The organism is Paenibacillus sp. JT22N12 (genome assembly GCF_056269365.1).
In genome coordinates, this window is record NZ_JBWDNU010000004.1 from 722,126 (window position 1) to 738,806 (window position 16,681).

A 16,681-nucleotide genomic window follows, 5' to 3' on the forward strand; every position below is an offset into this window, starting at 1 on the left:
ATCCATACAAAAAGCATGAGTTCTCCAACTGTTCTACACATTCGTTTCGTACACTAAAGATCAAACCGAAACAAAAGGAGAACAACCGCTATGAGAATCTGGCTGCTGATTGAATATGAGATGACCTTTTTACTTGTGTTTTTTTGGTGGATGGTTTATGCAAAAGCCAAAGGCTTGCTTCGTTCGCACACAGAGGCGGCTTTGCGCTCCAATATCCGAAAGGTCCATCTATGGCTGTACACGGCGATCGCGATGACCGGGATCAAGGCGGGGGCGGTTATTATGCTGTGGTCGACGGATTGGTCTTACGTGGAGGATAAAATTATGATCCAGCTTCCGCTGTACCTGTTATCCATTGCCGCCATTTTCACATTCTCGCTGCCGTTAATAAAAGCCGCTGCTGCGGACTCCGCCCAGTCAATGGAAGGGCAGCTTAAGGGAGACCTTCGTTTGCGGCTTTACGATCCGGTTATTACGATTCCGTTCGCCGCGGCTTTTATAGCCTCTGTCGTCAACTGCCTGCATATGCTGCTCTTCTCGCAATCGCCGCTCCGGTTTGGAACATTGTTTTTGATATGGAGCGGATTCGGGGTCTGTGCTGCCACTCTATGGTATATGAAATCAAGAGTCTATGAACGTATAGCCGCAAGTGGAGCATTCCCGCCAATCCGGTCGCTTCGCCAGAGGCTTGTGAGAACGGCAATCGTAAGTCTGTCCATTGCCGCCTTGCTCGCAGCCATTATTCTGAGCGGCATGAACGCTTCGCGATTGCCGGATCGTATGAATATGGCAGATCATGGCGGCCACTCGCAGCACGCGGCAGATCCTGCTTCCATGATCAGTGTGGACAGCTTGAAGGGCCCGCAAAGCGGAGCACCGGATCGCATATTTACCCTGTCCGCCCAAACCATGGAGCGCGTACTGCCATCAGGTGAAACAGAAGAGGTATGGGCCTTCAACCAGCTAATCCCCGGTCCTGAGCTGCGTATCAAAGAAGGGGAATTGATTGAGGTTAATCTGGTCAATGTGGATATTGAGGAAGGCGTGACCCTTCATTGGCACGGGCTGAATGTTCCTAATGGAGAAGACGGAGTCGCCGGATTGACGCAGGATGCGGTACTGCCGGGGGAACGGCATAAATATCGTTTTATTGCAGAGCAGACGGGGACGTACTGGTATCATTCGCACCAGCAATCCTCGGTCCAGGTCGCGAAAGGACTGTATGGCACATTGGTTGTGGAAACTCAAGCTTCCGATGAAATCGATAATGTGGATCTGGCTGTGATGTCGCATCAGCATGGAATGAGTAACGGAACGACAATCACGCTGGGATTGCCAGGGAAGCTTCAGCGTGTCGACGTCCGGCCGGAGACGCCAGTCCGTTTGCGTCTGATTAATGCCCGCAATATGCCGCAATCCTTCTATTTGTCCGGCGTACCCTTCCGGGTAACTGCCATAGACGGGATAGATCTTCATGAGCCGCAGCTGATTTCCAATCAGAATCTGTCGCTTGCCGCCGGGGGCCGATATGACCTATCCTTTCAAATGCCGTCCAGTGCGGTCGGACTTGCACATTCCAGTGCCCCCATATCGGAAGACAGCGAAGCTCTCGTATTGGCCGCCAATGGTCAGGATCTGCCCCCTGCTTTCCAGCAGGAATCAACCTTTGATCCCGCGGCATACGGCACTCCAGCCGTTACGCCGTTTAATCTGGAGACGAAGTTCGACCAGAGCCATACCTTCGTCCTGGATAATCGCATAGGGTTCTATAATGGCAAGCTTACCAATCTGCAGACCATTAACGGTTATGTATTTCCCCATACGCCATCCCTTATGGTCCGGGAGGGGGATGTCGTCAAGGTGAAATTCGTAAATCGCGGGTTTATGGACCACCCGATGCATCTTCATGGCCATCATATCCTGGTTCTAAGCCGTAATGGCAAACCGGTTAAGGGCAGTCCCTGGTGGACAGATACGCTCAACGTGGCGCCAGGCGAAATCTACGAAACGGCTTTCCTGGCCGACAACCCGGGATTGTGGATGGATCACTGTCATAACCTGGACCATGCGGCCGCCGGAATGTCCATGCATTTGATGTATGAGGGCGTCTATACGCCATATGATATCGGAACGGCTACGGCCAATCTACCAGAGTGACACGGGAAAGGAATGCTGCGCCAATTCTACCCGGTTGCGTCCGCCTCTTTTGGCTTTGTACAATGCCGCGTCTGCGGCCCGGAGCAGCGATTCAAGCGTATCGCCGTGCTCGAAGGATTGCGCGGCGCCGAAGCTGGCGGTCACCGTAATCGTCCCGTGATTCGTGACCAGGGGCTCGTTCTCCAGACTGGTCCGGACCAGCTCTGCCAGTCGGCCGGCTTCCTGAAGGGTAGAGGAGGGCAGAGCCAGCACGAATTCCTCACCCCCGTAACGGGCGAACAGCGTATCCTGCGTGATCACCCGCCGGCAGACCGTCACCATATGCACGATCACCTGATCGCCGGTTTCATGGCCATAGGTGTCGTTGACCTGCTTGAACTGGTCGATGTCAAACAAAATAAATGACGCAGGCTGATCCTGGAGACGGGCCTGCAGCAGTATTTCCTTGCTTTGCTGGATAAAGTGCGTGCGGTTATAGATTCTGGTCAAGCCATCGTAGTAAGCGAGCTGCTTGAGCTGATCCTGGAGCAGCCTCTGTTCCGTCACATCGATCAGCATGAGCAGGCTCCCCGCCCGTTCGCCGCCGCGGCTTCTGACCACGGAGGAGCGGATCTGGTAGTAAGCGGTGGTGCCGTCCTCCGTCCTGATGCTGGCTTCCTGCACACTGTCCGTGCTTTGTATATCCGGAAAAGGCGAGCCTGTCAGCCGCGTCCAGCTTTCATCCAGCTTTCTGCCGATCATCCCGATGCTCAGCCCCGGAAGCATTCGGCTTACGGCGCCATTGAAGTCGATAAGCCGCTCCGCTGAATCCAGAACGATTACCCCTTCCCGCATACTTTCAAAAATGCTTTCCTTGGCAATCGGCACAATTGTCAGCATCCTCGTCGTTACGATCGCCCATATATACATCGAGGACGTGATACAGACAACGAGAGGCACAGGGTCCATGCCCTCGGGCGTGAGCCCCATAAGATAGATGAAAGCGGATATCATGGGGATGAACTGTCCGCAGATGAGCGTCGCCAGCTGCTTGCGATAGGCTTTCTTGGTTGCTTTCCATTCCCTGGCAAGCAGCACGACTCCGGCGAGCAAGCATCCGAATGTGAAGGCCCCATGCACAATATACCACTCTCCGATGACCACATCGGTTGCGTGAAGCGGAGAACCTGCTCTGAGCTCCAGAGATTTATAGAATAAATGGTGGAAATCGTTGGTTGCCACCATCCCGAGCGTAATGACGGGAATAACGAACAGCAGCGCCGCGGTCATGCGTGAAATCGGCCTGTCAATGTATCGCAGGATAAGCATCAGGCCAATCACAGGGGCGAACGAGATTCCGATATATTCCACAATCGTCCACCCTTTGATCGCTGCAAGCGTGGTGCTTGACATCTGGAAGGCGTAAGCGAATATATAAATGGCCTGTACCGTCATATAAATAATAAACGTACGCGCGCCGGGTATTTCCTGCTTTTTGAAAAACGCATAGAAGCCTAGAAAAATGCAAAGTACGCCCGAAGTTGCGATCAACGAAATATACATCGTAATTTGGGATCCCATAATCTTTTTCCCCATATCATTATAGTTTGTTGGCAGGGCTGAAAAAGTCGAATCAGGGGGGAAGTTGCGGATAGCACAATCTTACCATATTGGACGTTCAAACTGTAGATTCGACGCGGCGGTCCTTACCAATGAAAGACTGTCACAAAAAAAACCGTAAATCGTTGTGTATGCAAACTGATTTAAGGTGATTCTGATCGGCAAAGCTTGGCTGGCCCCCGAGAACATTCACTTCGGATTCGGCGAGTGATAAAATAAGGCAATCAGCTGTTGAGGACAAGATTGGAAGTGGTAAGGTGCAGGAGTTATATGCGCAGTATAAAGGGCTGCTGTTTGCGCTTGCTTATCAGCTGACCGGATCGGCTTCCGATGCGGAGGACGTTGTGCAGGATGTATTCGTGAAGGTGTATGACGTGAAGCCGGAAGGTTTGGCTGAGGAGCCGAAAGCCTATCTGTGCAAAATGGTAACGAACCGAGCCCGCGATTTGAACAAGTCGGCCCGCAAGCGGCGTGAGCGGTATTTTGGAGAATGGCTTCCTGAGCCCATTCCAACAGACGATGAAATGTTCGAATCGGTTGTCCGCGGTGAGCTGTTATCTTATGCCATGCTCGTGCTGCTTGAAAAGCTGTCTCCGTCGGAGCGGGCGGTGTTCGTGCTTCGTGAAGCGTTCGGCCTCGGATATCCCGATATTGCCGGGATTGTGGGCAAAAGCGATGCGAACTGCCGCAAGCTGCTCAGCCGTGCGCGCGGCAAGATGGGAATCGGTCCGGATGAGACGGTCCATTCTGAAGCTGCGGACGAAGAGTGGGTCCGCCAGTTTCTGGAGGCCCTCGAGCAGAATAATGTGGATTCGGTCATAGCCATGCTCGCCAAGGATGTCGTGCTGGTCTCCGATGGCGGAGGAAAAGCGTTCGCCGCCGTCCACCCGATCGCATCAAGCGATTTTGTCGCAAGATTCCTTCTCGGTCTCATTCGCAAGGCTCCCCATTATGAGGGAGGCATGCGTATCGAGATAAGGGATATCAACGGCCAAACAGGGCTTGTTGTCCATTCTGGCGAAGGCATCGAAGCCGTTGGACTTATGCATGTCGCGGGTAATTTGATCCGCAATATTTATATGATCCGCAACCCGGATAAGCTGGGGCGCTTATAAAGTGTCCTCCCGGCATTGGCAGGATTTCGGGAAGGAACGAATTCAAGCAGGCATCTTTTGCGCACTTATCTGGTGCAAAAGATGCCTGTTTTTGATTTGCAAAAGGCGCCGGGAGGGCGATAGCCGATTCTTCCCGCAATCCAATTTATTAAGAGACTTTCAATCGAATTGATTGAAAATGTCTTTTTTATGATCTTTTAATTCACGAAAACGATATATTTACAAAAACAAAATCATATTTTTCTGCTGATGAGATTCCAAAAAAGGGGGTAAATTCCAGTTAATTTTTACGCAGAGCTAACAAATCCCGAACAACCATTAATTTCCTGAAACATCCTCCGCAGAATTTCGGTAAAGCGATACCATTGCCCGCGCGACTGAAAGTAATAGAAATACCACAAAGCCCGAAGGGTGGGACTATTTATACAAAAGAATTTTCTTTCTTACAAATATGAGGAGAATTGAGGCCATGAACCGGTTGTCGGCAAAAAAAGTTTACAATCTGCGGGAGATGGAGCTTCCCCAGTTTACATAGAATTGACTTTCGCTTAACACTACATGAATTGAAAGTATCGGTATGAATCCCTATATTGATCTATTGGAATCAATATATTTTTATTGGGAGGGAAAGAGAAGTGAAAAGGAGTTTCGCGCTGACAACCCGCGTGCTTGCAGCCATCATGCTTTGTACTTCGTTATTCTCCGCAGGCTATTTTCTGTATGGCCCGGCAAATGCGGAGCCTTCCTCAACGAATGTCTTTGCTGAAGCCGGGGTAACGGCAACCGCGAATGGATACATGTCGGAGGAGGTCGCACCATCCCGTGCAATTGACGGCGATATGGAGAGCGGCAAATGGATGTTCGAGGGTGACAAGAATCTGCCCGGTGAGGCAAACCCTTATTGGCTGAAAATTGACGCTGGAACAGAAGTGACGGTTCATCAGTTTGTACTCGCCCATGCGGGCGCGGCAGGAGAACCGGACAGCTACAATACACGGGATTATACAATTGAGACCAGTGATGACGATGAGAGCTGGACTCCTGCGGTAACCGTTACGGATAATACATACGGCATGACGACTCATGATCTTGATGTTCCGGTTACGGCAAGATATTTCAAGCTGAGCATCACCGATCCGGGAGAGGCGGATTCATCGACCGGTCTCTATGCAGCCAATATCTATGAATTTCAGGCCATTGGGCACACGGGTTCCGAACCTGCCGCGGCCGAGGCTGCGCCGCTTGCCGCTGGTGAAAATCATGGCTTGATCGGTGAATATTATACAGGCAACGAAGATTTCAGCTTCAAGGATCTGAAGGCGAAGACGATAGACCCGCAGATCAATTTTACCAATCTGGATCCGGTGCTGCAGAACTGGACCGGACAGGCGGATCATTCCAATGCCCGCTGGACGGGCCAAATTCTGCCGCCGCAAACGGGCGACTATACGTTCTACATGATTGGCGACAACGGCTTCCGCTTGTGGGTCGACGATCAGCTTGTTATCGATCACTGGGTCAATGACTGGGATCTGGAGCAGACAGGCGTTCCGATCTCGCTGGAAGGCGGGAAGAAACACAATTTTAAAATCGAGTATTTCGAATACTCGGGCGGTTCCAATCTGTATCTGCGCTGGTCCGCGCCAGGCATGGCCAAGGATATCGTGCCAAGCTCGGCGTTCTATCTGCCGGCGGATTACACGGGACCAGCAGCGGCCAGCGTCTCCAAGGACGGTCTCGACATTTTGCTTTCCATGAGCTCGAATTTGAATGCACTTCCTGACGCATTGCCGCAGCACTTTACTGCAACGGCCGACGGTCAGCCCATTCCGATTCAAAGCGCGGAGCAGGGAGCGGATCCGTCAGAGCTGAGGCTGCATCTGGCGGAAGCGATCAAGCCCAATCAGGCCGTGAGCCTGGAGTATGACGGCCAAGGCGGCTTGCAATACGCCGATGGAACGGCTGCCGGAAGCTTCAAGCTTGCTCCGGTCAATCTGTCCGAGCTGGTGGATTATTCGCCGATCGCCATCGCGATGTCATTCAATGGAAGTCCGATGACGAACCGCGCTTTTGCCTGGTATACGAGCTATGAGGTACCGCAAAACGCGCCGGCCAACATTATGGACAGCATTGTGGAGGTTGTGCAGGCCGATCAGGATTTCGACTCGGCCAAGGCGCTCCGTTTCACCGGCAAGCCGGAGGAAACCAAAGCCTTGAATCTTAAAATCACCAATTCGACGAACGGCTCGTTTATCAGCCACAAGGTGCTGGCGGACGGCCTGACTCCGGGAACGGCCTATAAGTACCGGGTGGGAAGCGACGGCAACTGGAGCGCGGCCGGAACCTTCACGACCGAAGGGGATAACGAGAACAGCTATGAATTTCTGTATATGACAGATTCGCAAGGCTCCAACTCGCAGGATTATACAGTCTGGGCCAACACCTTAAAGAATGGTCTGGAGGATTTCCCGAATGCGAAGTTTCTGGTGATGACCGGCGATCAGGTGGATGCCGGCTCCCTGGAATCCCAGTGGCTCGATTATTTTGGGAAGCCGCAGGATATGCTGATGAATTTGCCGTTGATGGCTGCGGTGGGCAACCACGAAGGGCCTTATAACGATAACTATTACTATCACTTCAATTATCCGAACGATTCGATCAAAAATCCATTGCCGCCGGGCAGCGTGTATTCGTACGACTACGGCGACGCCCACATCATGGTGCTCAACACGATGGATATCGCCTGGGATGACAGGCAGAAGGAGTCGTTCAGGCAGGAGTTGGAATGGCTGAAAAAAGAAGTGGCCGAAACAGATAAGAAATGGAAGATCGTAACCTTCCATAAAGCGATCTATTCGGTCGGCAACCACGCGAAAGACAGCGATATTCTGGAGATGAGAACGATGCTCTACCCTGTCTTCGACGAGCTCGGGATCGATGTGGTTCTTCAGGGGCATGACCATACTTTCATGAGATCCTATCAGATGTACGGCGACAAGCCCGTTGCGGATATGAATATGGACGAGAATGGCAACCCGTTGAATCCCGGCGGTACGCTGTATATGATCAACAATTCCGCCGCTACCAAGTTTTACGATGTCATGCCAAATGTTGACCGCTATTACGCGGCGAAGTTTGAGCAGCCGAGAATCGCGATCTATTCGGGAATCCGGATGACAGAGAACAGCATCACCATCGATTCCTACAAATCCGGCGAGGACAACCCGTTCGATACGTATACCATTGTTCGGAATGACGGCAGACCTGATCCGGTCGAGAAATTGGCCGCGGTCAAGAACGATGACGGGAAGACGGTCCTCTCGTGGGACAAACCGAAGAATGTGAGCGCGGAGGACGCGGTCAGAGGCTACAGAATTTATGAGGCCGACGGCAAGCTTGGGAACTGGAGTGTTTACATTCCGGCGGTTGATGGCCAGGAAAGCTATCAATATGTGGTAGAAGGCACAGATCCGGGACAAGTCTACAAGTTCGCAGTAACCGCTGTCGACAAGCGGGATAATTCGGAAGCAAGCATCGTAAGCCAAACGCCGATGGCACCGACTGCTCCGGTGGTGGATGACTTAAATAATACATTCGGCTGGACGAACGTCCCCGGATTTGATGAGCTTACAGATTACGAATACAGTGTGGATGCCGGAGCAAGCTGGCAGCCTGCAGCTGCAAATCCGCAGCCGGTCGGAGATCATGATTATGCCGCGGGCTCGGTAATGGTGCGCGTTGCGGCGGACGAAGCCGCCGGCACTGCCGCAGGTCTGACGCTTGCTTCGAATAAGCCGTTCACGGTAAGCAGCATGGATGGCATCTATACACTGACAGGCGACACCAAGAGAAACGGGGATCAAATTCAGGTCAGCGTTGAGGTGGAGAAGGTGGCCGAGTACAGCGGGGACGCTTATGTGGTGTTTGAGCTGCTAAATGGAGAAACGCCGGTTCTGATCAATGCCGTCCCGCTTAAGCAGAACAAGTCGACAATTTCCCAATACTTCAACAAAACCGGATCGGAATATAAGGTGAAGGTATTTGTATTTAATCAATTCAACAGTGATCTTGCCAAACCGGAACGATTGGCGAAGCCCCTTGTGCTTCAATAACGGATAGAATAGAGAGGACTGGATACGGTGAAAAGATATTTGGCGGCCATTATGGCGTTGTTCTTCGCGCTCTCACCGGTTTCAGGCTACGCAGCGGCTTCATTCTCGCTCAACTTGAGCGGGAATGAAGTCCTTCGCGGCGGTGAAATCACGCTTTCCGGGATGGCTTCGAGCAATGCGAACGATGTTGTGGTTAAGATAGTAACTCCCAATCAGACGGTATTTTATATTGATGTTATAACTCCTGTGAATGGCAGCTATTCCGTCAAGGTGGCGATTCCCAAGGACGAGGATCTTGCTCCATTTGGCGTCTATAAGGCAGTTGCCGGCAGCGGCGGCCTGACGGAAACCAAGACGTTCTCGGTAGTCGAGAAGCTTGGTGGCGGACCGGGTAATCCGGGAGATCCGGGTAATCCGGGTAATCCAGGTGATCCGGGTAATCCAGGTAATCCGGGAGATCCGGGTAATCCAGGCAACCCGGGTAATCCAGGTGATCCGGATGATCCAGGTGATCCGGATGATCCGGGCGATCCGAATGAACCGGGTAATCCGGACTTGCCGGACACACCGGGTAACGGAAATCAAGGAAGCGGCTCAAATGGCAGTACCGCTCCGACGGGTGCTACCATCCCGTCCGATGCAGGCACTGCGGCCGGCTCCACCGTTCAACCGGTGCTGGATAAAGACGGACGCTATGTGGTTGGCAGCGATGCAATGACCAAAGGCATACAGCAAGCAGCTGACTCCGTAACGATCCAGCTGCCGGCATCCGCCGGCGAAGCCGGCAGTGCGCTGGAGTTTCCTGCAAGATCCTTACAGGATCTGAAGGATAAAAACCTGGATTTGATCGTCATATCAGGCAACCGTACGGTCCGTTTCCCGGCAGGCTCCATAGCGGCTTCGAATGAGCTGCTGTCGCGGGTCCGCATTGTGCTGAACACGGTTGCGACGGATGAGGCTAAAAACATGATTAATCAGTCGCTTAAGTCCAATCCGGATTATACTTCGACCGGAGCTGTCATCTCCGTCGAAATTCAAGTGATTTCCGGAGGGAAGGTCGTCGATATTCATGACCTGGACAAGCCTGCTGTCGTCACGATGAAGCTGACGGACGAACAGGCGAAATCGATCTCTTCCGATCTTGCCGGCGTCTATTATGTGAATGGCGATCAAGCTGAATATGTAAGGGGCACCCTCAGCAGCGGCATGTTCACGTTCACGGCAGAGCATTTCTCGTATTATACGATTCTTGAATATAACAAAATCTTTTTGGATTTGGCGGGACATTGGGCGGATCAAGCTGTAAAGTCGCTCACTGCCAAGCATATTGTCAATGGTGTGGACGAGCACCATTATGAGCCGAACCGGAGCATCACCCGCGCAGAGTTCGCCACCATGATTATGCGGGAGATTGAGTGGACGGGCAAAGTGACGGTCAAAGCCGAAGCCAATCCGTTCACGGATGTGGCAGCCAATCAATACTACAGCGAACCGATTGCAAACGCGGCATCGCTTGGCATTGTCGAGGGTTATGGCGGAGCATTCAGACCGGATGCGAAGATTACGCGTCAGGAAGCGGTTGTAGCGCTTGTTCGTGCGGCCAAGTATTTTGACCTTGCCGGATCGGACAAAGGAAAGCCTTCCTTTACGGATGTGAACGGGATCGCCGCATGGGCCGCTGCTTCTGTTAATGAAGCCTGGTCGAAAGGATTGATCCAGGGAGACGGCTCCCATTTCAATCCGAGGAAATCGGTAACTCGTGCTGAAGTGGCGGTCATGATCAATCGGCTGCTGCCGAACGGTTCTTTATAAAACGAAAGCGGGAGGACCCAATCGCAATGTGGAAAAAGCTTATTTCAATTGTAATGACGGCGTTGTTCCTGTATGGCATGATGGAGCCGTTAACCTGGAGCGCCGTTGCGGCGGCACCTGTTGATGCGCAGGCAGTTGAGACCAGGAACGTGGCTTTGAATGCGACCGCCACATCTTCAGGGCAGTGCAACGCTAATGAGGCTGCAAGCTTCGCTGTCGACGGCAAGGCCAACACGAAGTGGTGCGACAATTCCACTACGGCCAAGAAATGGCTGGAGCTGGATTTGGGCCAGGTCTATACGATTAACGAATGGGTGATGAAGAACGCCGGAATTAGCGAGAATACCAACAGCCCGTTCTGGAATACGAAGGATTTTCGTCTGCAGAAGAGTACGGACGGCGAAACCTGGGAAGATGTCGATGTCGTGACGGGCAATGTGCAGACGATCGTCGACCGGTATTTACCGGGAGAGCAGGCATTCTCTGCCCAGTACGTCAGACTTTATATCGATAAGGCGGCATATGACAATAACACAGTCCGGTTGTATGAACTGGAAGTGTACGGGGTGGAATCCGGACAGTCGCCCGCGTATCCTGCGACTAACCTCAAGCCTGTGGATTATGTGGACCCCTTCATTAACACACTGGGCGACAACGGACAGACGAATCCGGGTCCAACCACGCCTTTCGGTCTGGTCTCGCTGGGCCCTGACAGTGATGGAGGAGCGTTCAGCGGATACTACTATCAGGATAAAGCTATCAAAGGGTTCTCGCATCTCCGCTTCAGCGGCGTAGGCTGCAGCGGAGCAGGAGGCAATATCCTGATGATGCCGGAAACAAGAGCTTTTACGAAAGACAGCAATCAGTATAAACAGCCGTATGATAAAAGCAGCGAGGAAGCTTCTCCAGGCTATTATGCAGTGAAGCTTGGGTCCGGAATTGACGTTCAACTCACTGCATCCCAAAACGTCGGCTTTCACCGTTATACGTTTCCTGAGAACAATACCGGCTCTGTGCTGGTTGACCTCTCAAACTCTTATGCCGGGATGGTAGATGCCAACCTGACCGTTACGAGCAACAACGAGATTTCCGGTATGATCCAATCGAAGAATGTGTGCGGACATGGGTATTACACCATGTATTATTCCATTCAGTTCGATCACGATTTTGACTCCTACACGTCCTGGCAGGGCGACGCGACGGGAGCCGTGCCTACGCGCACCGGTTCGAACAGCGGAGTCTGGGTGAATTTCAATACGGCAGACAACAAAGTGGTTCAAGCGAAAGTAGGTCTGTCGACGATCAGTGTCGATCAGGCCAAATACGAACGCGATCACGATGTTGAAGGCTGGGATTTCGATGCCCAGCATGAGAAAGCCCGAAACATTTGGAGCGACGTGCTGAACAAGGTTGAAATCACGGACTCCAATGAAGAGAACAAAACGGTATTTTATACCCAGCTGTACCACTCTTTCCTTCACCCGAATAATGTAACCAGCTCGGATGGAACATTCCGTGCGGGAAGGGATGAGAACACGATCCGCCAGGCGTCGGAGCTCGGCGACGACTTCGAATACTACAACGGCTGGTCCACCTGGGATGATTTCCGCAAATATTCCCTGTATTCGCTGCTTGACCCGCAGAAATATCAGAACATGGTGAAGTCCATGGTGGATGTGTATGACACGAGGGGCTCCTATACGCAGTGGGGTGACGGATACTGGCCGAGTCCGACTGTAAGAAATGAGTTCAACGGCGCCGTAATCCTCGATGCCTATTCGAAAGGTCTGGATGATTTCGACGTGTCCAAAGCGCTTAAAGGAATGGCGGTCGATACCGACAACTACGCGGTAAACAACGGCGATATTTCCAGCGGGATGGAAAAAGCGTTCAGCGCTTCTTTCCCGATGAAGCTTGCCGCCATGACCGGCGATAAGAAAACGTATGAGAAATATAAGGATATTGCCTTGTCCTACAAGGATCTCTGGAATCCGGATCAAGTGGACGAGAAAGGCGTTAAACGTGGTTTCTTCACGCCTAACGCGACAACGGTTAACAAAGGGGATATTACCCAGGTTGACAAATATGCCTACCAAGGGAATCTCTGGACATACCGCTGGTTTGTTCCGCAGGATTTCAACGGGCTCGCCGATCTGATCGGCGACAAGACGGAGATGGCGAAGGAGCTGAAGCACTTCTTCGACATCGATGAATACATGGCTGTCAATGAAACGGATTTGAATGTGCCGTATATGTTCGATTATCTGGGTTATCCTTATCTGACCCAATATTATGCGAGAGAATATACGACGGAAGTGGTTACCCAGAAATACCATAACCACGGGTTGTACGCTTATCCGATGAATACCCGTATCTACCGCGAAGATCCGGAAGGGTATATCCAATCAATGGATGATGACGCAGGAGCAATGGCTTCCTGGTTCGTGTACAGCGCCATGGGCTTGTACCCCGGAAATCCGGGAGACCCGTATTACTTGATCGGTTCACCTATATTCTCCGAGATGACACTGCATCTGGACAATGGCAAAAGCTTTACGATCAAGGCCAACAATGTGTCCAGCGACAATCGTTTTATCCAGTCCGCTGAGCTTGGCGGCAAGAACTTCAATCAGGCCTGGATCAACTACGATGATATTATGGCAGGCGGCACCCTTGAATTCCAAATGGGTTCGCAGCCGAATATGAGCTGGGGCGCTGTAGCCAGCGCAGCTCCGCCGACAACGGATTTCTCGGCAGATATTGATGATACGCTGACTCATCAAGAACTCATTTCCGAGGGATCGGAATGGAAGTATTACGATAAAGGCCAGTATGCCGGCAATGGCTGGACAACTGCGGCTTATGACGACAGCGCCTGGGCTTCCGGGCAGGCGATGCTCGGTTACGATAACTACAATAAAGTGAAGACCAAGGTAAGCTACGGTCCGGATACGAACAACAAGTATATGACCACGTACTTCCGCAAAACCTTTGAGGCGTCAGATGTTAAGGATATAACCGAACTGGATGCCAGTCTCATCCGCGATGACGGAGCTGTTGTATATTTGAACGGACATGAAATTATCCGGACGAATATGCCGCTGGGCGATGCGACATACGGCACCATTGCGAATGCGACCGTCAATGACGAACGGGACCGGAACAGCTATATCATTGATCCGTCCTATCTGTTGGAGGGTACAAATGTATTGACCGCAGAGGTTCACCAGGCTGCTGCGAACAGCTCGGATATCGCATTCGAGTTCAGTCTCGATGCGGCTAAGCAAATGGCGAAGCCGGCTGCGCCGACCGCTCCTGTAGTGGACGATAAAGCCAATACCTTCGGATGGACGTTTGTACCTGGATTCGAACAGGCAGGCGATTACGAATACAGCACCGACGGAGGCTTAACCTGGAAACAGGCAGCTGCGAATCCATTAACCGTAGGTCCGCTGGATTTCGAGGCAGGCAAGGTTCAGGTAAGAGTCAAGGCCAATAAAGACCTGGGTCAAACGGCCGGACATGTGCTGGTATCAGACGCGGCCTATACGTCGGACGTCAAGTGGGATGTTTTTGATCTCAAGGCCGATATCAAACGGGACGGAAACATGGTTGTAGATATTAAAGGCACATTGAAGGGCGACTATGCCGATTCGGCAGTTGCGGTCTTTCAATTGATGGATCAGGATGAGAAGGCTCTGATGTCCAGCGCTGTGCCTGTGGACACCGGAAGCTTCGAGCTTTCGAATATTTTCAACGTCAATGCAAGCAAATATCAGGTGAATGTCTACCTGGTAGATGCGTACGACGGCAACATCTACAATTCGCTATGGTTGGCGGAGCCGATTGAATCGAAGCCGGAGCCGGTGACCGATCCGGATCCGAAACCGCCGGGCGATGAAGAACCGCTGCCGGAGCCGATTCCGCTGCCGACGGATGAACCGGATGTTCCGGATGAGCCCGAAGAGCCTGGAGAGGACGGACTGACGATTCAGTTCGAAGGCAGCACGGATCGGTCGTCGGAGCTGAATCAATTTAACCAGGGTCCGTTAAAAACCGAACAAAACAATGGAGGCACGACTGTCAGCAACACGTTCACCGGAGCATGGCTCGCCTATGACAATGTCGATTTTGGAACCGAAGGTGCCAATCACATTACCGTTGAGTATGATGCGCCTTCGACGAAAGTACCTGCAGGCAGCACGCTTGATATCCGATTGGGAGCTAAAGATGGCGAACTGGTCGGAACGGTCAATCTGCCGAATACGGGCAGCGGCTGGGGAACCTACAAAACAACGGATGCGCAATTGAACAAAACGTTAACTGGCAAGCAGAATCTGTATATTGTCATGAATGGAAATACGACCCAATCGCTTCCTTACATCGGCAACTTCGACCGTTTTACGTTTGATTACGTGAAGATTAGAAACGACTTTGCCAAGCTGGAGCTGGAAACCTATGATGAATGGTCGACGGAACTTAATCCGGCTAAGAACAGTCCGCTGAAAACAGAAGGCGGAAAAAGCGGACAGCAGGTTGCGAATACCTTCAACGGAGCATGGCTGGCCTACAAGAAGATGGACTTCGGCAGCGAGGGAGTCAATCAACTGTCCATCGAGTATTCAAGCAACAGCTTGAACTGCGCGCCCGACTCAGCTGTTGAAGTTCGTTTGGGCAGCAAAGAGGGCACATTAGTCGGTACCATCGCCGTACCTCCGACAGCCAGCGGATGGGGTACCTACAAAACGGCAACAGGCGACTTGACCCAGACGCTTACCGGTCTTCAAGACGTTTATCTCGTACTTACCGGCACGACCGATGGCACTTATACGTACGTGGGCAACTTCGATAATGCCAGTTTTTCGTTAAGTGCCGATGAACCGGATGAGCCAGGAGATGAACCCGTCAGAACGGACTTTGCCCAGCTGGAATTGGAAAGCTATGACGAGTGGACAACGGCAACCAATACGTTCAACAACAACACGCCGCTGAAAACGGAAAATGGTAAAGGCGGACTGGGAAAGCAGGTCGCCAATACGTTCAATGGCGCATGGCTGGCCTACAAGCGAATGGATTTCGGCAGCGAGGGCGTCAATCAGTTGTCCATCGAGTATTCGGGCAACAGCGCAAGTTGCCCGGCTGACGCGGCAGTTGAAGTTCGCTTAGGCGGACCCAACGGTACGTTAGTGGGCAAGATCGCAACACCTCCGACAGCGAACGGATGGGGCACGTATCAGACCGTAACAGGCAAGCTGACCCAAACGCTGAGCGGACTTCAGGATGTCTATCTTGTATTTACCGGTACGGGAAGTTCGACCTTTAAGTACATCGGAAATTTCGACAATGCCAGCTTTTCGTTGAGTACGCGAGCGGACTTTGCCCAGCTGGAATTGGAAAGCTATGACGAGTGGACAACGGCAACCAATACGTTCAACAACAACACGCCGCTGAAAACGGAAAATGGTAAAGGCGGACTGGGAAAGCAGGTCGCCAATACGTTCAATGGCGCATGGCTGGCCTACAAGCGAATGGATTTTGGCAGCGAAGGCGTCAATCAGTTGTCCATCGAGTATTCGGGCAACAGTGCGAGCTGCCCGGCTGACGCGGCAGTTGAAGTTCGCTTGGGCGGACCCAACGGTACGTTAGTGGGCAAGATCGCAACACCTCCGACAGCGAACGGATGGGGCACGTATCAGACCGTAACAGGCAAGCTGACCCGAACGCTGAGCGGACTTCAAAATGTCTATCTTGTACTTACCGGTACGGGAAGTTCGACCTTTAAGTACATCGGAAATTTCGATAATGCCAGTTTCACATTGAGTGAATAATTTTTGCACAAGTAAGTCCAGCGGTGCCGCGGAGATTAAATAGTTGAAACAGGTGCTG

The 16,681-nt window shown here is 52.0% G+C and carries 6 protein-coding genes; 5 read left to right on the forward strand and 1 reads right to left on the reverse strand.

Features of this window, described 5'->3' with window-relative positions:
- The first annotated feature begins 90 nt into the window (after window positions 1-90).
- A complete protein-coding gene (locus AC0YOA_RS18850) occupies window positions 91-2,157 on the forward strand; it encodes a multicopper oxidase family protein (RefSeq protein ID WP_475787877.1) in 2,067 nt (688 codons plus the stop codon).
- Here the strand turns inward: AC0YOA_RS18850 and AC0YOA_RS18855 are convergent.
- Complete coding sequence (locus AC0YOA_RS18855; protein ID WP_475787878.1) at window positions 2,146-3,717, reverse strand: histidine kinase N-terminal 7TM domain-containing diguanylate cyclase; 1,572 nt, start codon at window positions 3,715-3,717, stop codon at window positions 2,146-2,148. The genes AC0YOA_RS18850 and AC0YOA_RS18855 overlap by 12 nt on opposite strands.
- A 296-nt stretch (window positions 3,718-4,013) precedes the next feature.
- Here AC0YOA_RS18855 and sigJ point away from each other — a divergent pair, with 296 nt between their 5' ends.
- From sigJ to AC0YOA_RS18875, 4 genes are all read left to right on the forward strand, one after another.
- Window positions 4,014-4,871, forward strand: coding sequence for an RNA polymerase sigma factor SigJ (sigJ, locus tag AC0YOA_RS18860; protein ID WP_475787879.1), 858 nt, complete (start codon window positions 4,014-4,016; stop codon window positions 4,869-4,871).
- A 635-nt stretch (window positions 4,872-5,506) separates the two neighbouring features.
- Window positions 5,507-8,983, forward strand: a complete 3,477-nt coding sequence (locus tag AC0YOA_RS18865; RefSeq protein ID WP_475787880.1) for a PA14 domain-containing protein — start codon at window positions 5,507-5,509, stop codon at window positions 8,981-8,983.
- 27 nt (window positions 8,984-9,010) lie between these two features.
- A complete protein-coding gene (locus AC0YOA_RS18870; protein WP_475787881.1) occupies window positions 9,011-10,795 on the forward strand; it encodes an S-layer homology domain-containing protein in 1,785 nt (594 codons plus the stop codon).
- A gap of 26 nt (window positions 10,796-10,821) precedes the next feature.
- Complete coding sequence (locus AC0YOA_RS18875) at window positions 10,822-16,623, forward strand: GH92 family glycosyl hydrolase (protein ID WP_475787882.1); 5,802 nt, start codon at window positions 10,822-10,824, stop codon at window positions 16,621-16,623.
- Window positions 16,624-16,681: the final 58 nt, after the last annotated feature.

What these genes read in the sequence shown, in the direction of transcription:
- AC0YOA_RS18850 (WP_475787877.1), top strand. Translation starts at nt 91, where the DNA reads ATGAGAATCTGGCTGCTGATTGAATATGAGATGACCTTTTTACTTGTG.
- AC0YOA_RS18855 (WP_475787878.1), bottom strand. Translation starts at nt 3,717, where the DNA reads ATGGGATCCCAAATTACGATGTATATTTCGTTGATCGCAACTTCGGGC.
- AC0YOA_RS18875 (WP_475787882.1), top strand. Translation starts at nt 10,822, where the DNA reads ATGTGGAAAAAGCTTATTTCAATTGTAATGACGGCGTTGTTCCTGTAT.